At 52.3% G+C, this 20089-nt stretch carries 24 protein-coding genes; 9 read left to right on the top strand and 15 right to left on the bottom strand.

What is annotated here, in order from left to right:
• Positions 1-118 precede the first annotated feature (118 nt).
• The 3 genes from FD25_RS03380 to FD25_RS03370 form a co-directional block, all read right to left on the bottom strand.
• On the bottom strand, positions 119-1576 hold the full coding sequence (locus FD25_RS03380; protein ID WP_057801327.1) for an MFS transporter: 1458 nt from the start codon (positions 1574-1576) through the stop codon (positions 119-121).
• Between the two features lie 21 nt (positions 1577-1597).
• Positions 1598-1972, bottom strand: coding sequence for a nuclear transport factor 2 family protein (locus FD25_RS03375; RefSeq protein WP_057801325.1), 375 nt, complete (start codon positions 1970-1972; stop codon positions 1598-1600).
• A gap of 191 nt (positions 1973-2163) precedes the next feature.
• Positions 2164-2751 carry a TetR/AcrR family transcriptional regulator gene (locus tag FD25_RS03370; RefSeq protein WP_057801323.1) on the bottom strand — a complete coding sequence of 196 codons (588 nt, stop codon included), beginning with the start codon at positions 2749-2751 and terminating at the stop codon, positions 2164-2166.
• Between the two features lie 136 nt (positions 2752-2887).
• On the opposite strand from FD25_RS03370, the gene FD25_RS03365 reads away from it, so the two are divergent.
• Positions 2888-3370, top strand: a complete 483-nt coding sequence (locus FD25_RS03365; protein ID WP_057801321.1) for a MerR family transcriptional regulator — start codon at positions 2888-2890, stop codon at positions 3368-3370.
• A gap of 176 nt (positions 3371-3546) precedes the next feature.
• Here the strand turns inward: FD25_RS03365 and FD25_RS03360 are convergent, their stop codons facing one another.
• The gene (locus tag FD25_RS03360) at positions 3547-4032 is read right to left on the bottom strand and encodes an RpiB/LacA/LacB family sugar-phosphate isomerase (RefSeq protein WP_057801319.1); all 486 of its coding nucleotides are present in this window, start codon (positions 4030-4032) and stop codon (positions 3547-3549) included.
• Positions 4033-4303: 271 nt separating this feature from the next.
• Here FD25_RS03360 and FD25_RS03355 point away from each other — a divergent pair, with 271 nt between their 5' ends.
• The gene (locus FD25_RS03355) at positions 4304-5020 is read left to right on the top strand and encodes a sulfite exporter TauE/SafE family protein (RefSeq protein ID WP_057801317.1); all 717 of its coding nucleotides are present in this window, start codon (positions 4304-4306) and stop codon (positions 5018-5020) included.
• A gap of 53 nt (positions 5021-5073) precedes the next feature.
• Here FD25_RS03355 and FD25_RS03350 read toward each other — a convergent pair whose 3' ends face one another.
• Positions 5074-5655 carry a uracil-DNA glycosylase family protein gene (locus tag FD25_RS03350; RefSeq protein WP_057801315.1) on the bottom strand — a complete coding sequence of 194 codons (582 nt, stop codon included), beginning with the start codon at positions 5653-5655 and terminating at the stop codon, positions 5074-5076.
• A 132-nt stretch (positions 5656-5787) separates the two neighbouring features.
• Between FD25_RS03350 and FD25_RS03345 the strand changes: the two genes are divergently transcribed.
• Positions 5788-6207, top strand: coding sequence for a hypothetical protein (locus FD25_RS03345; protein ID WP_057801313.1), 420 nt, complete (start codon positions 5788-5790; stop codon positions 6205-6207).
• A 39-nt stretch (positions 6208-6246) separates the two neighbouring features.
• Here FD25_RS03345 and FD25_RS03340 read toward each other — a convergent pair whose 3' ends face one another.
• Positions 6247-7290, bottom strand: coding sequence for an FUSC family protein (locus tag FD25_RS03340; protein WP_057801312.1), 1044 nt, complete (start codon positions 7288-7290; stop codon positions 6247-6249).
• 147 nt (positions 7291-7437) lie between these two features.
• Here FD25_RS03340 and FD25_RS03335 point away from each other — a divergent pair, with 147 nt between their 5' ends.
• Positions 7438-8121 carry a YjjG family noncanonical pyrimidine nucleotidase gene (locus FD25_RS03335; protein WP_057801311.1) on the top strand — a complete coding sequence of 228 codons (684 nt, stop codon included), beginning with the start codon at positions 7438-7440 and terminating at the stop codon, positions 8119-8121.
• Positions 8122-8176: 55 nt separating this feature from the next.
• Here the strand turns inward: FD25_RS03335 and FD25_RS03330 are convergent, their stop codons facing one another.
• A complete protein-coding gene (locus tag FD25_RS03330; RefSeq protein WP_057801308.1) occupies positions 8177-8716 on the bottom strand; it encodes a phenolic acid decarboxylase in 540 nt (179 codons plus the stop codon).
• A gap of 171 nt (positions 8717-8887) precedes the next feature.
• On the opposite strand from FD25_RS03330, the gene FD25_RS03325 reads away from it, so the two are divergent.
• Both FD25_RS03325 and FD25_RS03320 read left to right on the top strand, forming a co-directional pair.
• On the top strand, positions 8888-9418 hold the full coding sequence (locus tag FD25_RS03325; protein WP_057801836.1) for a PadR family transcriptional regulator: 531 nt from the start codon (positions 8888-8890) through the stop codon (positions 9416-9418).
• A gap of 127 nt (positions 9419-9545) precedes the next feature.
• Complete coding sequence (locus FD25_RS03320) at positions 9546-9971, top strand: NADPH-dependent FMN reductase family protein (protein WP_057801306.1); 426 nt, start codon at positions 9546-9548, stop codon at positions 9969-9971.
• A 49-nt stretch (positions 9972-10020) separates the two neighbouring features.
• On the opposite strand, the gene FD25_RS03315 is transcribed toward FD25_RS03320, so the two are convergent.
• Both FD25_RS03315 and arsC read right to left on the bottom strand, forming a co-directional pair.
• Complete coding sequence (locus tag FD25_RS03315; RefSeq protein ID WP_057801305.1) at positions 10021-12015, bottom strand: cation:proton antiporter; 1995 nt, start codon at positions 12013-12015, stop codon at positions 10021-10023.
• 189 nt (positions 12016-12204) lie between these two features.
• Complete coding sequence (gene arsC / locus FD25_RS03310; RefSeq protein ID WP_057801298.1) at positions 12205-12618, bottom strand: arsenate reductase (thioredoxin); 414 nt, start codon at positions 12616-12618, stop codon at positions 12205-12207.
• A gap of 131 nt (positions 12619-12749) precedes the next feature.
• On the opposite strand from arsC, the gene FD25_RS03305 reads away from it, so the two are divergent.
• Positions 12750-13709 carry a zinc-binding dehydrogenase gene (locus FD25_RS03305; RefSeq protein ID WP_057801293.1) on the top strand — a complete coding sequence of 320 codons (960 nt, stop codon included), beginning with the start codon at positions 12750-12752 and terminating at the stop codon, positions 13707-13709.
• Positions 13710-13811: 102 nt separating this feature from the next.
• Here FD25_RS03305 and FD25_RS03300 read toward each other — a convergent pair whose 3' ends face one another.
• From FD25_RS03300 to FD25_RS03290, 3 genes are all read right to left on the bottom strand, one after another.
• Complete coding sequence (locus tag FD25_RS03300) at positions 13812-14432, bottom strand: MarR family winged helix-turn-helix transcriptional regulator (protein WP_057801286.1); 621 nt, start codon at positions 14430-14432, stop codon at positions 13812-13814.
• Positions 14433-14561: 129 nt separating this feature from the next.
• Entirely contained in the window at positions 14562-15299 is a 738-nt protein-coding gene (locus FD25_RS03295; RefSeq protein WP_057801283.1) for a sulfite exporter TauE/SafE family protein, read from the bottom strand.
• A complete protein-coding gene (locus FD25_RS03290) occupies positions 15300-15845 on the bottom strand; it encodes a YbhB/YbcL family Raf kinase inhibitor-like protein (RefSeq protein WP_057801281.1) in 546 nt (181 codons plus the stop codon). It lies immediately after the preceding gene.
• 239 nt (positions 15846-16084) lie between these two features.
• Between FD25_RS03290 and FD25_RS03285 the strand changes: the two genes are divergently transcribed.
• A complete protein-coding gene (locus FD25_RS03285; RefSeq protein WP_057801279.1) occupies positions 16085-16651 on the top strand; it encodes a TetR/AcrR family transcriptional regulator in 567 nt (188 codons plus the stop codon).
• A gap of 94 nt (positions 16652-16745) precedes the next feature.
• Here FD25_RS03285 and FD25_RS03280 read toward each other — a convergent pair whose 3' ends face one another.
• Both FD25_RS03280 and FD25_RS03275 read right to left on the bottom strand, forming a co-directional pair.
• A complete protein-coding gene (locus FD25_RS03280; protein ID WP_057801278.1) occupies positions 16746-17672 on the bottom strand; it encodes a DMT family transporter in 927 nt (308 codons plus the stop codon).
• Positions 17673-17751: 79 nt separating this feature from the next.
• Positions 17752-18234 carry a MerR family transcriptional regulator gene (locus FD25_RS03275; RefSeq protein WP_225428537.1) on the bottom strand — a complete coding sequence of 161 codons (483 nt, stop codon included), beginning with the start codon at positions 18232-18234 and terminating at the stop codon, positions 17752-17754.
• Positions 18235-18366: 132 nt separating this feature from the next.
• Between FD25_RS03275 and FD25_RS03270 the strand changes: the two genes are divergently transcribed.
• Positions 18367-18585 (top strand): iron-sulfur cluster biosynthesis family protein, encoded by a 219-nt coding sequence (locus FD25_RS03270; RefSeq protein WP_057801274.1) that lies wholly within the window; start codon positions 18367-18369, stop codon positions 18583-18585.
• 226 nt (positions 18586-18811) lie between these two features.
• On the opposite strand, the gene FD25_RS03265 is transcribed toward FD25_RS03270, so the two are convergent.
• Positions 18812-20074, bottom strand: a complete 1263-nt coding sequence (locus FD25_RS03265; RefSeq protein ID WP_057801273.1) for an RNA-guided endonuclease InsQ/TnpB family protein — start codon at positions 20072-20074, stop codon at positions 18812-18814.
• Positions 20075-20089: the final 15 nt, after the last annotated feature.

Here is a 20089-nt window from a genome sequence, read left to right as displayed (position 1 = left end):
CCTTTCATCTCATCGTTTCAATAAGCTTATTATCGCCCCAACTCGCAAGGGAAAAAATGGGCAATGTTCCGGAAACCGGGACTTATGCCACCCTTTGGCCCCAAGCGGGACAAAACGTTTAACCCCGTGGTTGTTTTTGTGGCGCCTGACGCGTCAGATTGATCAGTAGCGCTACTAAGACCAGACCAAACCCAATCACCATAATCAGGTGAAACCCGTTAAACAGAATCGTCCGCAACTGCGGCAATAACGCGGCCGGCAATTGCTTAGCTGTCGAGGCATCCGTCAGTTTGTTGACCATCCCCGCCGTCAACGGCGCGTGCAGTTGGCTGGCCGTTTTGAGACTCAGAACGGCCCCAAAGATGGCGGCCATGAAGGTCTGACCCAACGTCCGGAAAAGTAACCCGAAGGTGGTCGAGACGCTGATTAAGTCCTGGCGCACGCCATCTTGTAAGGAGACCTGCATTGGTGTAAACGCCAAGCCCATTCCTAACCCGTTAAAACCACCGCTGACCAGTAGCCACCAATACGGCGCTTGTTGGGTCGCCAAAACCATTGATCCGGCCGATAACAGCACACTGATAATCCCCAATAAAACGATGCGTTTGTACGGCCACGATTCCATCAGGTGTGCCGTGTACCGCGTCCCAACGAGTAACAGCACGGACCCCGCAATCTGAGTTAAGCCCCCAAAAGTGGCGTTAGTCCCTAGCAGTCCTTGCGCCCACATCGGTGCGTAGACGCTGTATCCGATAAAGAACCCGTTGATCAGAAACATGATGACGTTTTGCGCCTGAACCGGCCAATTTTTCAATAACTCGACCGGCACTAGGGCGTGGTCTTGCCGTTTTTCCAATTGGTAGAAACCGACCATGAGGGCCACACCGATCACCGCCAAGATGGTTGCGCGGGTTAGGCTCGACGCCAGGGCGTCACTGGCAAACAACAGGACGACCAGCATGGCAATCAAGGTCACCGCTCCCCGGGTATCGAACCGCCCGTTGGCCCCGGTTGATCGGGTTTCTTGGTAGGAGAACTGCAGCACGAGTAACGAAATCAACCCAATCGGCAAGTTAATGAAGAAGACCCAGTGCCAGGACAACGCATCGACCAACCAGCCCCCAATTAATGGACCCACGACGGTCGATAGGGTGTAAAAGGCGGTCACCCACCCTAACGCCCGTGCCCGTTGAGCTGGGTTGGGATAGATATCCGCGTAGATGATAAACGGAATGGAAACCATCCCCCCGGCCCCAATTCCCATGAAGGCCCGGGCAACAATCAAAAGTAGCATGTTCGGTGCCAGACCGCCGGCTAACGAACTGACGATAAACAGCAACACGGAAATCTGAAAGGTCCGTTTATTACCAATGAGTTCTCCGACCCGGCCCCATAACACGGTGGTAACCGCCGTACCTAGTAAGAACACGGAACTGATCCAGCCAATCAGGCGAATCCCGTTCAGGTCACTGGTAATGGCCGGTAAGGCGGTGTTGACGATGGTGGCATCGAGGCCCCCCATAAAGTTAGCGATTAATAGCGCCACCGTGGCGATGGCAATTCGACGACGTGACATTAGTTAGTATTCCTCCCTTGATTAGTACAGCTTAGCGGACGAGGCGGTAATCAACCATTGGCCGTGACGCTTGGCCAACGTGGTGTGCGATTCTAGCGGCCAGGTTTGTTGAAAACCGTAGATTCGAGCCGTTAATTGCTGGCGACTAACGACCTGCGCTGTGGTGCCGGTGCGCGTCACCGTTAACTCCTCTTCTTGGCTGGCGAGGTAAGCCATTCGCCCCCGCTTAATTTGTTGTAACCAGTCATCCCGGCTTTGTCGGGCACCCGTAATGTGGGTAAACTGCGCATCCGGTGCAATTAAGCGGGTTAGTTGATCGCGGTCCCCCGTAATCAAGGCCTGCGTTTGTTGGTGAATCACTTGGGTAATTTGTTGATCTTCGCTGACGGTTAACATGCGGTCAGCCTCCCTTCCTCGTGCTTTGAATGGGTCCATTATGCCAACAACGGCCAACCGAAAAAATGGGCAGTCTTTTTAAAAGCGGGACTTATGCCCCCCTTTCCGCGAAACAGTGGCACAAAACTACCAGCAAGCAGCATTTTGATCACAAAAAGGGCCGGGAAAAAATTCCCGACCCAGATAACGCTTTATCGATTTAATTGTAAATACTGGTTGACCCCACCCTGCATCAACGCGGTTGCCGCGGCAATCACCTCGTCGAGAGGCACGGTTTTGCCCCCCGCGATCCATTGCTGATAGACGGTTAATCCCGTTTGCTGAATAAAGGTCAGCAGCACCGCCCGTTGCCAATCGCTCAGCACCTTAAATTCGGGAGAGGCGCCCCAGGTCGTGCCCATCACCTGGTCGATCATCTGTTGCCGAATCCCCACGTAAGACGACCCGCGACCACTGGTGGTAATCCGATCGTAAGCTTCCCCTTGCGCGGCGGAATAGGTGAAAAAGACCCGTAAGCTTTTGGCGAGGTCCCGCGGATACTGGAAGGTTTTAATCTGATCCAGGTAATCCTTGGCGTAACGGGCCTGCATCTCGGCCAGTAGGTCGTCGAGCGTGGGGTAGTACCGGTAAAAGGTCTTTTTATTGATCTGCGCGCGTTCGGCCAACGCCTTAACCGTGATTTTCTCATAAGCCTTCTCGCAAATCAGTGCTTCAAACGCCGTATAAATTCCGTTAATCGTTTTTTGGACCCGCAAATCTTCGTAACCCGTCAGCTCCATAGTGCCCCGTCCTTTCAAACTGTTTATTTTTAGTATAGCGCGAAATGGCTGTCGGGCTTAACCACTTTACTTGCGAAATAACCGATAATCATTTAAAGTTAGAGCTAACTTTATTTTACAGAAAGTAGGTAATCCCATGCCCTATTCCATCGGTCAGGTGGCCAAACGCCTCGACATCAGTACGTACACCCTGCGCTACTACGACAAGGAAGGTTTATTGCCCTTCGTCGACCGCAACGCCGCGGGCCGGCGCGTCTTCAAGGACGCCGATTTTAACTATCTGGAAACCATCAGCTGTTTAAAAGAAGCCGGCTTACCGGTCAAACAAATCGGGACGTTCATCGACTTGTGCCTGGCCGGTGACCGGACGCTCGACGAACGTTACGACTTTCTGGCCGAACAAGAACAAGCCCTCGAAGAAAAGATGGCGGCGCTCCAGCACACCATGGACTTCCTGCGTTGGAAGAAGTGGTACTACAAGCGCGCCATTCAGGCGGGGACGGAAAACGTCAACTATCTGCCAGACACCACGCAGACCGATCCAGCCTTGCGCGAAAAATTTAACCAACTAGTCGCTGACGGGGCGGACCCACAGGATTTGGGGCACCTCGACCGTTAGTGCCAACCCGAGTCAAAGCTGGTTGCCCTCTAGGCTATACACTTCATGGGACGCTTTTTCAACAACAGTTACTACATCACCAATTTAAACTAGAACATCAAAGAAGGCCGCCACGAAAAATTCGTGACGGCCTTCTTTTTAACGTATAACAGCTTCTACAAGTAAGAACTTAGCGCTTATTTATTCTTTTCGTTGTAAGCAGTAATGACCGCTTCCGTTTGCTGCACGGACTGGTAAGCGCTCTTGAGAAAGGCTGGATCACCTTCCGAGAAGCCCTCACTAAACGGCGTGTTCAAGAACGTATCGGCCATTTGTTTGGCCAGGTACGGGGTGACCACGATACCGCCCATGGCGAGGACGTTGGCGTTGTTGATGACCCGAGATAACCGGGCCGTTTCCAAGCTTTCACACAAGGCGCTGTAGACACCTTGGTACTTGTTCGCCACAATGTTGACACCCATTCCGGTGCCGCAGAAAATGAAGCCGCGGGTAAATTCACCGCTGGCTACTCGTTGGCCCAGTTCTTGGCCAACGTTGAAGTAGTCAACGTCGTTGGTTGGCGTGATGTCCTCAACGGTGAAGCCTTGGTCCAATAAATGTTGTTTAACGGCGTTCTTCAAATCGTAGCCTAACGGATCGGCACCCATAATTACTTTAGTCATGTAAAAATCTCCTTTAATGGTTGTGTTGTGATCTATCGTCAAAATCAGTTCGAATGCCGCGGCTAACTGGGCGTATCGCCCGGGGGAGTAGCTAACCGCTCATTCAACAAGATTGAGTGTATAATTTAGAGTTAACTCTAAGTCAAGGGAATTTAACAACTTTTTTTCCTAAATTTGAAAAACCAATTCCGCCATCCCCGCCACCCGTTGACAGGACTGGCTTTGTCCCCCACACTAGATACCATACTTTCTTAAAAGGAGGCCAGGTATCATGACCTGGGCGTTAATTGCATTCCCCGCCTTACTTGCCGGTCTGGTCCAAGGTCTGACCGGCTTTGGGGCGGTCATCATCATGATGATCTTCTTCCCGGCAATTCTGCCCATCGCACAGGCCGCCGGAATTGGTGGCGTCATCATGCTCACCAGCGTTTTGGGCTTAACCATCCGCTACCGCCATCACGTTCAACTCAAACGCCTGATCATTCCGTTTCTGGTGTACGCGACGGTGGCCACTTGGTCGGTCCATCTGGGCCACGTGTTAGACACCCACTTACTGCGAATGATGCTGGGCGGGTTGTTGGTCGCGTTGAGCCTGTACTTCACGTTTGCCAAGAACGCCGGCGCGCGCCGCTATCCCTGGTACATCGCCGGGGGCTTCATGATCATCTCCGGGTTTTTCAACGGCTTATTTGGAATTGGCGGCCCACTGATGGCGCTCTACTACCTTTCGTTGTCTAAATCCATGCCGGAATACATCGGCAACATTCAGGGCTTTTTCCTGATCGACACTTTCTACATCGCCAGCGTTCGAGTGGCTAACGGGATCTTAACGGTCCACGACATCCCCTACATTCTGGTCGGCATGGTCGCCGCCAGTTTGGGAACGCTCATCGCCGCGCGCCTGCTGACCCGACTGGACGGGGAAACCATCAAAAAATGGATTTACGGGTTCATTGGGCTCAGCGGCCTGTATTACCTGTTCTTCTAACGCAAAACGAGCCACCTATGTCAATTACTGGGTGACTCGTTTTTTGTCGTTTTCTAGTCAAACGCTTTGCGGACGCGGGCCTGTAAGTCCGGTACCACGTCGGTCTGGAACCACGGATTACGTTTCTGCCACCCGTAGTTCAACGGTGACGGGTGGACCAGCGGGAAGAATTCCGGTAGATAGTCGGTGTAGTTCTGCACCGTGGCGGTCAGGGTTTTGTAACGTTTCCGACCCAAGTAGTATTTGATGGCGTATTGGCCGACCAACAGCTTCAACTGAACGTTAGGCATCTGCTCCAAGAGTGGCTCGTGCCACTTCTCGGCAAAGCCCTTGCGCGGTGGCAGGTCGCCACTCTTGCCCTTCCCCGGATAGTAGAAGTCCAGCGGCATCACAGCCACCTTATCGCTATCGTAGAATTCCTCGCGGGTGACGCCCATCCATTCGCGCAGGCGTTTACCGCTGGCGTCGTTGAAATAGGTCGCGGTATCCTGGGCGATGCGGCCCGGGGCCTGACTGATGACTAAAATGGTGGCGCTGGGCAGGACGTGAAAGAGCGGGTCCCAGCCCTTGGCGGTGAACTCGGCGTTGGCCGGATCGTCCTTGATGGCTTGTTTGATACTGGCAACGGTTGACATGGTGAAAACCTCCTGCATGACTCATTAGGTCCATTCTACCGCAAACCTTGTTTCACGTGGAACAGGAGATTCTTTGGTGCCCCCACCCGGAGTATGGTAGGATTAATTATTACATTGACGGAGGTGTTCTAGTTGAAACCTAATTCTAAATTCATCCAGCGCCTGCAACGGCTCATGATTGGGCGCTACGGTCAAAATGATACGCTGAACCGGGTCTTAAACGGCTTAGCCATCGTCCTCTTAATCCTGAGTTTCTGGGGGAAATACGCCGGTTGGCTCTTCCTAGTGGCCACGCTCCTCATTGCCGTGAGCTATTGGCGGCTATTCTCCCATAATATCTACCGGCAGGTCGCGCTGAACCGCGGTTTTCAACGATTCTGGTTCATCTTGATCCGTCCGTTCAGCCGCCTCACCTACCAAATCAGCCAACATTGGCACTACCGCTTCTTCCACTGTGCGCAATGTCACCAACGGATTCGGGTACCGCGCCACCACGGCCACGTACGAGTCACCTGCCCCAAGTGTGGGCACCAGTTCGACGCGCGAACTTAAAAAACGATTAACCACCATAATAAAGTGGTTAACCGTTTTTTAGGTCGTTCGACGGTGCCAGAACCAATTACCCAGCCCCGCCACCAAGATGGCGATTAGAATGCCTAAACCGTTATTCATAATCCGTAACCCAGCGGCCGCGGGACCACCCAGAGACGTGTGAACGATGCTCAACGCCCCGAAACAGTTGAGAATACTGGCCCAGAAATAACTGGGCGTCAACCCCAGCCAGAAGCCGGCCATCGGCGCCAACAAAGCCACCGCCGCAACCGGCAACCAAGCCGCCCCCAGCGCAAACACCAGTGAACCGATGACGACACCGCTAAAACGGAGTACGGCTCGCCCGCGTAGTTGCGTGGTTTGCGGCAACAAAACCGACATGCAGGCAAAGCCCAGCCACATGGCCCGCTGATGGTGCAGGGCCTGACCCAGCATCAATGCCACGGTGACACCCAGGGCTAAGCGCAGTTGCCAGCGCCAGATTGCGTCGGTCAGGCGCGGTGGTTTGACCACCGGCCACAGCGCTTGGTGCGCGTCGGCATGCCGGTGGTGTTTCCAAAATACTGCGGCACAGCAGAGGTAAGCGACCAGCGTCGCCAGCCCAGTCCCCGTCACGGCTGCGGCACCCACCGGTGGGACGCCCGTTACCAGGACGTAGCCAAAGGTGTACACCCCACCATTTCCCATGATGGGCGCCGCCGTGGTCAGGCGCAGGATCACCAATAAACTCAATAAGTTCACTACGCCGGCTCCCCATACGCCCAGTCGGGGCAGGAGCACGCTGTTACCCCACATCAGACCCAGGACCACCGCCAAGGCGCTCAGGCTGGCCCGGACATTGTAGGTATAGTTCACGAAGCGCGCACTCAGTAAGATACAGAAACTCGCCACGCCGATGTAACTGCTAGCCGCCCCAAAGAGTAACGTAAAACTCGCGATATAGGCAATGGCAAAGCCCAATAACAGGCCGTCGCGCAGGACCAAGGCCCCCAGCAATCGCCATTTAGTGGGTCGGTTCGGGGCCTCCCGGATTTTCTGCCGCAGGACGCCCGGACTAAGTTGCATTAGGTCGTAGATGGCCATACGAACCCTCCTTAATTTTTGCGTTGAGCAGTATATCAAAGGTCGCTTTCGCTTGTCAACGGGGAATTGGCGCCATTGTTCCGGTTTCTGTTGGCCCACCAAGTGTGCTATCCTACAACGAAGACTAAAAATAATGGAGGCCCTTAAATGAGTTATCAGACGTTACTGTTTGACCTGGATCAAACCCTATTCGACACAGACACCAACGCCCAAAACGCGTTACGCAAAATGACGTTACCCTTCGACTTTCACTTTGGCACCGCGGAAGTCACCTACTGGCACAATCTCCAATTCGCCATGTGGGGCGACCTGGAACAAAAGAAATTGACCCGTGACGAACTGGTCAATACCCGTTTCGCCCGGTTCTTCGCCCACTACGGGATTCCCGTTGACGGCGTGCCTTACGAGCAACAGTTCCGCCGGTTATTCTACGCGGAACACGCCCTGATGCCCCACGTGCGCGAGGTCTTGACCCAGCTCCAACCAGACTACCACCTGGTCGTGATTTCCAACGAAGTGCGGGCTAAACAAACCCAACAGTTGGCGGATTCGCATATTGCCCCGTTCTTCGAGCAGATGTTCTTAGCCGAGGACGTGGGCTACAGTAAGCCGGACCGGCGCTTCTTCGATACCGTGGAGGCCCAATTACCGGATGCCGATCCCGCACAACTGCTGGTGATTGGCGACTCGCTAACGGCCGACATTCAGGGTGCCAACCACGCCGGACTCGACAGCGTGTGGTTCAACCCGCAGGCCCAACCGGTGACGGCCGTGGCCACGCCAACCTATCAAGTTAACAGTTTGACCCAGATTCCCGCCCTGTTACACTAAAAACTGGCGCCCACTTTCCTTACGAAGGTGGGCGCCAGTCGTCTATTCTGCTAAATTATTTCTTCAGTCGCTTGTAGTTGGCATCGTAGAACTTCCCGGCGCGGATATCGTCGGGCATGCCGGCGTATGGTGCTTTGTTGATCACGTCGTCGTTGTTCTGACCGGCATCGCCCATGTAAGTGATTTTCGCCATTTCCGGCACAACTAACTTCGGGTAAGTTTCGTACTTTTCCCGGGATTCCTCCATTAAATCAATGTGGTCATTTTGGTAAGTAACCGTGATTTCGGGATGGTCTTGCACCCACTTGGGGAAGAAGATCGTGCCGTGCATCTTCTTTTCGTTGGGGAGGAAGTCCAGGGCCACGTCGGTCCCGGTCGGTTCCGTCCAGGAAATCTTGTAGAGCCCCGGCGCCAACATCACGATGTCGGCTTCCTGGTTCGTCACCCAACGGCCGGCAACCATGCCACCGTGAATCCGGTAATCCACGGTGTGGTCGTTCTTGGCGTACCATTCGTATTCCCACCCGTTATCGTAGGTATAAATGAAATGTGTCCCCAAAAAGTCATCCAAAGTCTTAAATTGCTTGTCAGCCATTTGCTCAAGTCCTTTCTTTTTCAACATGTAATTAATTACATGTTTTAATTTACGATGATTACTATAAAGCCTCATTCGCCCTTAGTCAAGGATTATCTTGAACTTTGCGGAAGAAACTGGTTCAATGGGGAAGAGAATACCAGTCTAATTAGGCTTAAGGAGGTGGACATCATCGGACAACGCAATCGCCTACAATACATTATTTTGGGTCTGCTCAGTCAGCAGGACCAGACCGGCTACGACCTCACCAAAGCTTTCGAGCACGAAATCGGCGAGTTCTGGCAGGCTAGCCACAGCCAGATCTACCCCCAACTCCAACGGTTGGAAACGGCCGGCGACATTACCCACCAAGACCAAATCGCCGGCGAAAAGCTCGCCAAAAAGGTGTATCAATTGACCGCCCAGGGGCAAAAAAAACTCGCCGCTTGGGTTGGCGAGCCCTCACCGGAACTCACCGCCACCAAGGACGAGTTTATTTTAAAACTATACTTCATTAAGTCGGCCAACGATCCACGGCTCGGTCCCATGTTACAAGAACAGACGCAACTTCACGCCGAGCAACTGACGCACTTGCAAAGTCGACGTGCCGAAGTCTTTCCAAATCAGGCCGCCATTGACGCGGCTTACGGACACTATTTAATCCTGGAACACGCCATCGAACGGGAAAAGCACTACGTCGAGTGGCTAAACCGGGCCCAATGATCCCTCTAACGTCCCTCGACAACGTGGGACGTTTTTTGATTAGCCTAACCGTTCACCTCTTTTGTAATCGGTTTCATAATGACCTATACTGAAGTTATCGTGATTAATCGAAACGGAGGGGTTTTCAATGACAGTAGCTATTCGTTATCAAACACGCAACGGCAACACCGAAGCGTTCGCTAAGGAGATTGCCCAGGTCGCCGGTGTGCCGGCGGAGGACGTTAAGACACCGGTCGCCGAGGCCGACATTCTCTTCTTTGGCGGCGGCACCTACTTTATGCGCCCGGACAAGAGCGCCTCGGCCTTTATGGAAAGCTTGGACCCCGCCAAGGTTAAACAGATTGCCTTCTTTACCACCTCGGGCGGCCCCGAAGCCGTCACCGATAAGGCGCTGACCAAGATTGCCGACGAAAAAGGCATTCCGGTCATTGGCCACTTCCACCAGGTCATGGGGGGTAAGGGCATGAAGATCCTGGGGAGTTCTGGTGGGGTTTTGAAGGACAACCAGGTCCAACTTGTTAAAGAATTTGCCAAAAAAATGTTAAACGCGTAACGCCAAAGAGCGGCGATCACCCTATCGTGATCGCCGCTCTTTGATGGTTTTACGCCAGAAATGTGGTTCGATTCTCTAGATAACTGGCTTCATCTAGAATAATCTGATGCTGCAACGTCTGCGCCACTTCAGCCGTAATCTCCTGTTGCGCAAAGGCCGTTTGGACCAACTCGTATTCCGCGTGAAACGCATCTAAAAATAACTGATAGATCACGTTTTCATCCGGGTTCGCTAGGTTAATTCGCCGGTGACGTTCGTGGTAGTAACGCTGAATAACGTCCACGGCCGTCCGGTTATCCGGTGTTTGACACTGATCAAGGGCCGCAATAGCCGCCCGATACCCCGCCCGTTCCATGGGCCGAATATCGGCGTTTTTCTTTTCAAATTCACGCTGCCAAAAGATCTGTTCCATGACTAAGGGAGAGGTCATAAAGGTATCCTGGGCCGTTTGAAGGTTGCGGTCTAACCGTCCCATGTGCACACTAAACCATAGCCGCAGAATCAAATTTTTCCACCACCGTTGATCAACTGTAAAGCGACTGTACTGCAGAAAACGCCGATAATCACGCGCTTCACTCGCCGTTAACTTTCCTTGATCCGCCCACGTGCTGACCACGGCTTCTTCCGCCGTATCGGCTTGCCGAAATAGTTGACGTTGCTGACGTCGATTAGGCATGTTTTGCCGCTGGAACTGTTGGCGCAGAGCGTCACTGACAATTAACGTTTCACTAGGATACTGGTCTTGTTGCGCGATCAACGCCGCAATGGCCGTTTCCCGCAGTCGGTGCGTCCACGCCGCTTGAACTTGGTTCATCGTAGGGCCCGCCGCCAAAATGCGGGGCAGGACCAGTGAGGGAACCAATAGGCTCAGTAAGATCACGACGGCCGCCATAAAAATCAACGACCCGCGCAGCGCAAAGGTCTGACCGTTGACCACCAACGGTAACGAGAAGGCTAACGCCAAAGTGATGGTCCCGTTCGCCCCACTTAGCGCCATCAACCAACTATCCAACCACCGGTGGGCACTGGGCGTATGCATCCAAACAAAATAGCGCGACCAAATCAACCGCAGACCTAATTTTAAGCCATAAATCAGGACCCCCGCCCCTAACAGCTGCCACCACTTGAGTTGCTGGTTATGCCAGACCAATCGCATGACACGGGGCAACGAAATCCCTAGCAAGACGAAAACCAGTCCCGATAAGACTTCGGTGATCAGCGCCCAAACATTACGGCGAACCTGCTGCATTCGACTGGCCGTTAAGCGCAACTGTTCGCGTTCAATGCCCTGAACCAATCCCGCGGCCACCACGGCCAGGATTCCGGAGAACCCACTCAGATCAGCCACGTAATACAGCAGAAACGGCGTAATTAATTCCAGGGTCACAAGTACCACCGGCGAGTCATCGCCCCCACGAATCAACAATTGCCGGACTTGGGCTAGGATCAATCCAATCACTGCCCCAACGACTAGGCCGCCGAAAAATTCGCGGCCAAAATCAACCAGCGCACTACCAACCGTAAATTTCCCCGACACGTAGGCGGCCAACGCTAAATCAAACGCCACGATTCCCGAGGCGTCGTTAAATAGCGATTCGTTTTCCAGAATCGTTTGGGGAATCCGATACTCATCGTTGGCTGGCGTAATCGCACTGACGGCCGCGGCATCGGTCGGTGTTACAATCGCACACAGGGCAAAGGCTAGGCTCAATGGTAAGGCGGGTAGCAGTCCGTGCACCGTCACCCCTACGACCAAAACGGTCAAGATCACCAAAACAATGGCGAGCGATAAAATGTTTACAATTCCGCGCCCCACCCAGTATCGGGAGACACTTTCGGCTTCGTTGTACATTAACGGCGCAATAATGGCTAACGTAAATATATCTGGACTCAGCCGAAAGCCCTGATACAAGGGAAGAAACGCAAACAAGCATCCCATCCCAATCAAGAAGAACGGCTGCGGAATATGGGGGCAATGCTTAGCAAGGACGTTGCCCCCAATCACCGCCACCAATAATAGTAATATCAAGAATACGGGTTCCATCCCCAAACCTCCTCACAAAAAAATGGCGTTATTACCCCCTAACTTTCGGAGCAAGCGACGCCACCACTTTTACATTTATTCAACGGTTAATAGTCGTCAGCGCGTCACGACCAAACAAGCAGACCAATATGTAAACTCAGTTTATTATACGCCGCGCCCCATCCAAACTGGGAAAAAGCCACTCATCGTCTACTGGTCAATCTTGGCCAGTTGGCTCACCCGTTGCCGAATCTGATCCCGCACCGCTCGAAAGACGGCCAACTGCTGGGCCGCACTGCCCGTGGCCTGTGCCGGATCCGGTAACGGCCAGTGTTGCTTATGCACGGTCGGTGGGGTTACCGGACACCGGTCGCGGGCATCGCCACATAACGTCACCACTAAATCACAATGGGCCAGGTAATTCGGGTCAATCACCTTAGACGTCTGTTGTGAAATATCGATTCCAATCTCAGCCATCACCTGAACGGCCCGCGGATTCAGGCCGTGAGTTTCTAAGCCGGCACTGGCCACTCGCCATTCCGGTCCTAACACCTGCCGGGCAAGCCCCTCCGCCATTTGACTCCGACACGAATTGCCGGTACACAGAAAGTAAATTTGTGGCACGTGTTTCAACTCCCTTCATCAAACACTTACCCGTAAGATACCCACCCCAGACCACTTTGTCAACGGCGTTAACCCCGCTGGTCAGGCCGGATTATGGTATATTGAGCTTAACGATTAAGGAGGTTGTGCTTATGAAAGCAATTGTGGTTCGTCATCCCGGTGGTCCCGACGTATTAGACTATACTGACGTCCCCACGCCCACCGTCAAACCCGGTTGGACGCTGATCAAAGTGCGGGGCTTTGGCATCAACCATTCGGAAATCTTCACCCGTGAAGGGGCCTCGCCTTCGGTCACCTTTCCGCGCATCTTAGGCATCGAAGCGGTCGGCACCGTCGCGGCGACCTCGGCTCCCGACCGGTTCACCGTCGGCCAAACGGTCGTGTCCATCATGGGCGAAATGGGCCGGGCCTTCGACGGCGGGTACGCGGAAATGGTGTTACTCCCCAACGACCAGGTCTATCCGGTGCACACCACGCTAGATTGGGCCGACTTAGCGGCGGTGCCCGAAACTTTCTACACGGCGGACGGAATCGTTCGCAGCCTTCAGATTCAGCCACACGACCGGATCTTGATTCGCGCGGCTACCAGTGGGGTCGGCGTCGCGGCCGCTAAGCTGATTCACGCGTTGGCCCCCCAAGCGCAGATTGTGGGCACCACCCGCTCGGCCAAAAAGGTGACGGCCTTGAAAGCGTTGGGTTTCACGGACGTTTTGGTCACCCCGGATCCAATCAACCTGCCAGACACGCACGGCAACTTTGACAAAATCGTCGACCTGATTGGCGGCCGGGCGATCCGCGATTCCCTGAACCGCCTCAACGAATTTGGGATCGTCAACTCTACCGGCGAATTGGGCGGCGAGTGGACGATTGACGGCTTCGATCCGATCACCGACATCCCCAACAATCGTTATTTGACCGGGTTTGCCTCGAGCGAGGTAGCGCCCGATGATCTGCAGAACTTACTGGACTTCATCACCGACCACCACGTCGACGTCCACCCGGCGAAGGTTTTCGACTTGGCCCACACCGCCGACGCCCACCGTTATTTGGAAAGTGGGCAGAGTTTAGGGAAAGTCGTGGTACTCCCCTAACTAAACAACACCACGCTAAGACACTAGCTCTGACAAAAAGGCCATCCTCGTTTGAGAATGACCTTTTTACTGTTCCTAGTTTCTGATTATTAACATTTATTATTAATAATCATCGTGAGGCCGCCGAGGGTCGTCGCGAAACATGTCACGCATGTTCGGTCCAATGCCCCCGCGCATCCCCATGCCGCCATGCATGTGCATGCCGTGGCCGCGGTGTAAGGCTTGCGCCTGTTCCATGAAGGCCTTGAAATCCGCCGATTTTGCCCAGTCACTGGGTTGCTTGGCCTCAAGGTCCTTCAATAGTTTCTGCAAGATGTCGCGCAGTTGCGCCTGTTCCGCCTCACTGAGCGTGGTGAACAGGGCCTCCGAAAAGTCATCCTTGGCCTTGTGGGCCGTTGCTAAAAATTTACGTCCGGCATCAGTCAGAGAAATCAACGTCACCCGCTTGTCGTCCGGTGACGCTTGCCGTTCAATCAGTTCGGCGTCTTCGAGTTTGGCGACTAATGCACTGACGGAGCTGGGCCGAATGTCGAGGTCCTCGACGATGTCGGAGTTGGTCAGGTGATCATGTTCGGTTAGTAGATGTAAGAGACGAAGTTGGTTGGAGTTACGTTGCGGATCATGCTCGTTCATGCGGGTGCTGCGCACGGCCGCGGAAACGAAGGCCCGTTGTTGAAACAGCCGACCAAATAGGGTGAGTAGTGCTTGTGAGTCATAAGTCATGTTGTGGTCACTCCCGTTTTATATTTAGTTAGCTTTTATCTTTCTTAACTAACTAAACGCAGTATACTCCGATAGTTAGTTACTGTCAACAAAACTAACTAATTAGTTTAACCGAAGGCCTTACGTTTTTTAAAATAACGACTTAACGCCCATAAAAATCAATAACCCCGCAATCACGAAATTCAAATGACTGCCGTGCCCTTCGCGGGATAAGAACTTCACCACGATTGGGGCCAAGAGTGCGCCAATAACGGTACCGATGATTAACGGGATTCCGGCAGTCCAATAAATATTACCGGTTGTCAGGTGGAACGCTGCCCCCAATAGACTCATCCCCACTAGGACATACGTTGAGGTGGCGGTCGCCTGAAAGGTATCCAGCCCCAATAAGAGCAGTCCCGCCAAAACTGGCCCACCACCACTGAGACCGGCCACCCCGACCATTAACCCGCTGATCACACCATACACCGAAGCCGCGAATCGGTTCGGTTGTGTGGGCCGAGACGCATGTCTTTTCACTAAAATCTGAACACCCAACCCGATTAAAATCAGAGCAAGTAACCATTGGTACCACGCCGTCGGAATCTTCGGGGACACCAATAACCCGACAACCACGGCAGGCAACGCCGCTACCATCATTTGGTTGCCAATTTTAAAGTTAATCTTCCCTTGTCGAAAGTAGCCAACCGTCCCAATTATAATCGACGGCAGTGCCGTCACAATCGACGTTGCGGCGGCAACGGCTGGCGATAGGTGAAACCCCGAAGCAAGAATACCCAAGTAAATAGCCGCCCCGCCACCACCTAACGCAATCACAAACGTTCCAACAACAACGCCAATGAGTCCTAACCAGACCATCGTTAACATTTAGTGAGACTTCCTTTCATAGGCCAAGTTCAGACTGGCCTGAGCTACTAACTTTTCATCAACGGTCGCCATCAGTTGGTTCAGGCCAAACCCCGGTGCTAGATCTAACGGGGCGCTCGTCGCGTAAACCGTCAGTCTTAACTGGTGTCGGCCGCCCCGTGGCCGGGGACCGGAATAATGCGTCGTTAGGTCCCGTCCCAGTGCCGTCATGCGCCACAATGGATGACGGATCAACGTCACCACCGATCGCATACTCGTTTTTCCTTGGGGAACAGTTGTCTTTTGGCTAACCCCTGCCGGAATTACCGCCGGACCTTCGACGACGGGATAGTCTGCCACTAACCAATGAATCCACGCAAACCCAATCATTGGCACCGTATCATAATCGATCAACGTCCAACTCAGATAACTCGCCTTAGCCGGAATTTCAGCCACTTCAAACGGAAATGAGTTCTGATTGATCCCGTGGGGTTGTTGGCCCCGGGGCGCATTGCAACCGTACTGGTCAGGAATGTTTGTCCCCGTAAAATTCGTGATAATTTTCATCTTGTTCACCCGTCCTTAACCATCTTCCAAAAGCTAAATTAAATTGTCATAAACTACAAGCTGTAGTTTATGACAACAATGTGTAGTTGTAAAGACTAAATCTGCAGTTTATAATAAAAAAATAAGGACGACCTGCAGAGAACCCACCCAAAATACCCGGAACTTCCCTTGCAAGCTCGCATCCCGTAACTTAAGAAAGGAATATACAATTTTTTGGACTTTGTATACCGGTGACTCGTATGACCCAACGCAACGTAACAAAAACCAAAATTATCCAGGCCGCCATGGAAATTGGGACCAACACCGGTCTCCACGATCTCTCCATGCCCCAAATTGCTAAGGTCTTGGGCGTTCGATCGCAATCCCTTTACAACCATGTTAGTAACTTGGATGACGTCTTAACCGGCATCAGCTTACAGTTAACGGCAGATTCACGCCAAACCATCTTAACGGGATTGGTCGGTAAAACCGGTGTTGACGCGGTCCTAACCTTTTTTCACCTCACCAGAACGTTTTGGCTAACTCACCTGAACCTCGCACCACTCCTATTTAATCGTGCATCCACCGCAACTAACCCCGACCTATTAGCTTCCCGCCAACAAACGGTCGCCATCTTAGACACCCTCTTGCGTGATTTGGTTCGACCCGACTCATTGACTCTCTGCTCGAAGACCCTTCGTTCCGCCGTCACTGGTTTCTGCCTGGAAGAAGTTAAGCAAACAGACACCCAGGCCGACCAACAGTTTGACCAAATGGTTCTGGTGATTCTAAAGGCGTTTACGGCCCCCGACACCACTCCCAGCTGATCGTTTTTTCGGTTAAGTGGTCTCATTTCCAGACACCAAAAGCGCTGTAAAACTGGTCTAGTTTTACAGCGCTTTTTCAATATATGTCGTTTAATTAAAGAAAGTGCACACTTAAGACGCCCAGAAACAGGGCCACTAAGCCGACTAACCGACTCAGGGCGACCCGGTTGATTACCGCTTCAAACCAGCCAAACTGATCGATCAACGCACTGAACAGTAACTGGCCAAAGAGGGCTAACACTACAACCTGTCCGGTACCAATTTGGGGCACTAACCAGGAGCTGCCATAAACGTAGAGCGCCCCCAGAAACCCACCTAGCCACTGCCACCAGTTATGCCGACTCGTCGCGTCCGTGGTCCGAAAACCGCTCAGTGATAGGCGACCCCCAATGACCACTAAAATCAACAATACCGCTCCAACGCTAAAGGAAATGAGCGCCGCGTGTAACGATGACCCTAAAACCACGCCTAAATGCCCGTTAATGGCGGTTTGCGTGGCCATTAACATGCCCGCACCGATGCCTAATCCTTGCCACAACCACTTTCCCCGGGTTGCGGTGGTGACCGACCGTTTTTCTAATAAACCGGTGGCGACCAACATGCCGCCGGTCACTAAGACCAATCCGCCCCCGCGCAACCAAGTTAATGCTGTTTGCGGTGAGGAAAATAACCCAAATTGATCAATGATCAAGCCCATGACGATTTGGCCAAAAATGGGCAACACGGCCGTTTGAAGACTCCCTAACCGGGGAAATAGGAGGAGATTAACGGTTAAGCCAATCACACCTAACACCCCACCGCTCCAAATCCACCAGGGATTTTGGCTAATAACTTGCCACGAGATACCTAGGGAGCCACCCGTCATCCCAGTAATTCCTAGCAGAAATAGGGCACCGACACTAAACGAAACGGCCGACGCCAAGTAAGGTGACCCCACTGCCTGCCGTAACTTTGAATTAACGGCCGTTTGCATGGCTAACCCACTACCCATCAGAATGGGAACTAAAGCTAAACTTAACACGCTCATCACTCCTTAAAAAAGATAATGAACGTAGTTTACTAGCTCAAGTTTACTTGAGGTCAAGCAAAAACTTTTAACATTAAACGTCACCTAGTTCTTTAGCCGTTTTACCACTCTCTAACAGGGCATGATAGGCCTGATACGTCGCGGGGGCGACCTGTTTAGAGTCCGGTAACAGGTGAATCTTTTCGGTACCAGCCGCCTCCGCCGTCTTGTAATACCATTTTTTAAAACGCAGATAAGCCAATGAGGATTCCAATTGGGCGATTTTGTCTTCGAGCACCGTTTCTTGTTGTGCCAAAAAGGCGTAACGCTCGCCTAACGACTCATCGCCATCCATCCGCCAGGAGACAAAATTAGCAATCTCTTTAATGGGGACCCCCGCCCGTTTAAGGTCCAGAATCATCTTGAGCAGTTGGATATTATCCTCGGTAAACCGGCGCCGCCCACCACCGTCCCGGTGAACGAAGGGTAACAGTCCTTCCTGATCATAGTAACGAATCGCCGCCACCGACAAATTTAACCGTTGGGCAACCGCCCCAATCCCGTACGTTTTCATCATTTATTTCCTTTCAACCAATCGAATTGTCGTTATCATACCGCACTTTGAGTCGGTCACCAACCATTAAGCAAGTCACTTATCACTTCTGTCACCCCGTGCTAAACTAAGGCCACCAAGAAAGGATTGACCAAAATGGCTCAAATTAAACTGACCCCCGCATTCATGGCGGTGCTGGACCGCAAACATCTGGCCGCTAAAGACTTGGTCTTGATCGCCGACGACGGTGGCGGTAAATACTCCCTGCAGGGTGGGGCCTGCACCATCGGCACCAACTTCACCCTCATCGTCCTCGACGCGCCGGACCCGGACTACCCCGTGACCATTGCGAACGACCAGGGCTTGAATCTCTGATCGTCGTACTACGACCTCTACTTCTTAGACGCCGGACTGACCCTCGACGTGACGCACCACAACATCCTAGTCAACCACTCCCGACTAAAGACGGGAGCTTGTGAGAACCGCACCTAACGATGCAACGACCACAATTTGCTTAGATACAGCGATTGCCTGTAAACAGGACTTACGTGCTAATTACCAAAGCCTTTAGCGTCCGCAGGTTGCCAGACGGACGAACGAGTTAGGCCCCCGCTAAGCCTTTAGCTAGAATATTTTTAGCAGCGTTCCAGTCGCGAATATGGTGGGTCTGACACCGTGGACAAGTCCAATCCCGGTCTTTTAGGGTAAGCTTGTGCGTTCCATCAGTTCCCATGATGAACTGACAATGACTACAAGTCTGGGTGGTGTTACGCGGGTTGACGGTGATAAATTTTCGATTATAAAGATTAGCCTTATACGCTAACATGCCTAAAAAGGTCCGCCAGCCAACATCCGAGATGCTCATTGCTAAGGCGTGGTTGCGTAACATATTCTTGCTCCGTAGTTCTTCAGCAACGACCAAATCGTGGTTCTTGATGAGTGTCGTTGAGAGCAGCTGGAGAAAGTTATGCCGTTGGTTAGCGACCTTGCGCTGTAAATTGGCTACGATTAACCGCTGCCGTTGATAATTGGCTGATTTTCTAAGGATGCGGTGATTTTGCTTGGCACGAGTAGCTCGTCGAGATAATTTGCGCTGGGCCTTCGCAAGCCGGTTTTTCATTGAACGGTAGTACCGGGGATTAGCTACTACGTTACCGGTTGAATCCGTCAAAAAGTTATCAAGATTTAGGTCAATCCCAATTTGTCCTAGTATGGACTGACTAGGATGGGCCACAAAAGGCTGTTCTGAAGCTAATTGTAATGAGACATAATAACGCCCCGTGGCATCCATTGAAAGTGTTACGGTACCAATTCTGACTACTTGAGAATTTTGCAATAGCTTAGCAGGTAACCCTTTGAAACGTAGACGGCCAAGTTTAGGAATTTGAATGTGCCGCTGGTCTAATAACCGGACACTCCCCATCAACATGTTAGGTGTTTTGACTTTCTTGTCGTACAGACAAGCGGTTTGGTAGGTCTGCTCTGTTCGTCTTTTATGAAAAGCGGGTGTTCCGGCCTGGTGCACTTTATGGAAAAGTTTCCAGGCATTGTGGTAGTTCTTGATGGCGTTGGCTTTCATTAAGCTATCGAGTGCTTGATCATTCAGCCAGCCATGGAGATTAGAAATTCCTGTAGCTGGGCGCTTTAGCCGTTGTTTCAGCGTTTGAATGCGCTGTTGGACCAGCGCAATTGGGATTTTTACTTGTTTTAATTGGTAAAGCTCTCGATTCATGCCGTTCATTTCGTTATAGATAAAGCGACTCGCATCGCTATTGCGTTTGATGAGCCGTTTCTGTTCAGTCGACGGAAAAATTCGTAATTTAACACCGTAGTGATACGGTAGTTGTACCATCGTTTGCCTCATACTGACTCACCTCCT

This window comes from Levilactobacillus acidifarinae DSM 19394 = JCM 15949, assembly GCF_001434835.1.
Lineage (GTDB): Bacteria > Bacillota > Bacilli > Lactobacillales > Lactobacillaceae > Levilactobacillus > Levilactobacillus acidifarinae.
The sequence above is the reverse complement of the archived record's forward strand: the minus strand, read 5'-3'. Positions and strand labels throughout refer to the sequence as shown.

Excerpts from the sequence above, each read along its gene's own strand:
- FD25_RS03380 (WP_057801327.1), bottom strand. The coding sequence starts at position 1,576 with ATGTCACGTCGTCGAATTGCCATCGCCACGGTGGCGCTATTAATCGCT.
- FD25_RS03375 (WP_057801325.1), bottom strand. The coding sequence starts at position 1,972 with ATGTTAACCGTCAGCGAAGATCAACAAATTACCCAAGTGATTCACCAA.
- FD25_RS03370 (WP_057801323.1), bottom strand. The coding sequence starts at position 2,751 with ATGGAGCTGACGGGTTACGAAGATTTGCGGGTCCAAAAAACGATTAAC.
- FD25_RS03365 (WP_057801321.1), top strand. The coding sequence starts at position 2,888 with ATGCCCTATTCCATCGGTCAGGTGGCCAAACGCCTCGACATCAGTACG.
- FD25_RS03360 (WP_057801319.1), bottom strand. The coding sequence starts at position 4,032 with ATGACTAAAGTAATTATGGGTGCCGATCCGTTAGGCTACGATTTGAAG.
- FD25_RS03355 (WP_057801317.1), top strand. The coding sequence starts at position 4,304 with ATGACCTGGGCGTTAATTGCATTCCCCGCCTTACTTGCCGGTCTGGTC.
- FD25_RS03350 (WP_057801315.1), bottom strand. The coding sequence starts at position 5,655 with ATGTCAACCGTTGCCAGTATCAAACAAGCCATCAAGGACGATCCGGCC.
- FD25_RS03340 (WP_057801312.1), bottom strand. The coding sequence starts at position 7,290 with ATGGCCATCTACGACCTAATGCAACTTAGTCCGGGCGTCCTGCGGCAG.
- FD25_RS03335 (WP_057801311.1), top strand. The coding sequence starts at position 7,438 with ATGAGTTATCAGACGTTACTGTTTGACCTGGATCAAACCCTATTCGAC.
- FD25_RS03330 (WP_057801308.1), bottom strand. The coding sequence starts at position 8,716 with ATGGCTGACAAGCAATTTAAGACTTTGGATGACTTTTTGGGGACACAT.
- FD25_RS03320 (WP_057801306.1), top strand. The coding sequence starts at position 9,546 with ATGACAGTAGCTATTCGTTATCAAACACGCAACGGCAACACCGAAGCG.
- FD25_RS03315 (WP_057801305.1), bottom strand. The coding sequence starts at position 12,015 with ATGGAACCCGTATTCTTGATATTACTATTATTGGTGGCGGTGATTGGG.
- FD25_RS03305 (WP_057801293.1), top strand. The coding sequence starts at position 12,750 with ATGAAAGCAATTGTGGTTCGTCATCCCGGTGGTCCCGACGTATTAGAC.
- FD25_RS03300 (WP_057801286.1), bottom strand. The coding sequence starts at position 14,432 with ATGACTTATGACTCACAAGCACTACTCACCCTATTTGGTCGGCTGTTT.
- FD25_RS03295 (WP_057801283.1), bottom strand. The coding sequence starts at position 15,299 with ATGTTAACGATGGTCTGGTTAGGACTCATTGGCGTTGTTGTTGGAACG.
- FD25_RS03290 (WP_057801281.1), bottom strand. The coding sequence starts at position 15,845 with ATGAAAATTATCACGAATTTTACGGGGACAAACATTCCTGACCAGTAC.
- FD25_RS03285 (WP_057801279.1), top strand. The coding sequence starts at position 16,085 with ATGACCCAACGCAACGTAACAAAAACCAAAATTATCCAGGCCGCCATG.
- FD25_RS03275 (WP_225428537.1), bottom strand. The coding sequence starts at position 18,234 with ATGATGAAAACGTACGGGATTGGGGCGGTTGCCCAACGGTTAAATTTG.
- FD25_RS03270 (WP_057801274.1), top strand. The coding sequence starts at position 18,367 with ATGGCTCAAATTAAACTGACCCCCGCATTCATGGCGGTGCTGGACCGC.
- FD25_RS03265 (WP_057801273.1), bottom strand. The coding sequence starts at position 20,074 with ATGAGGCAAACGATGGTACAACTACCGTATCACTACGGTGTTAAATTA.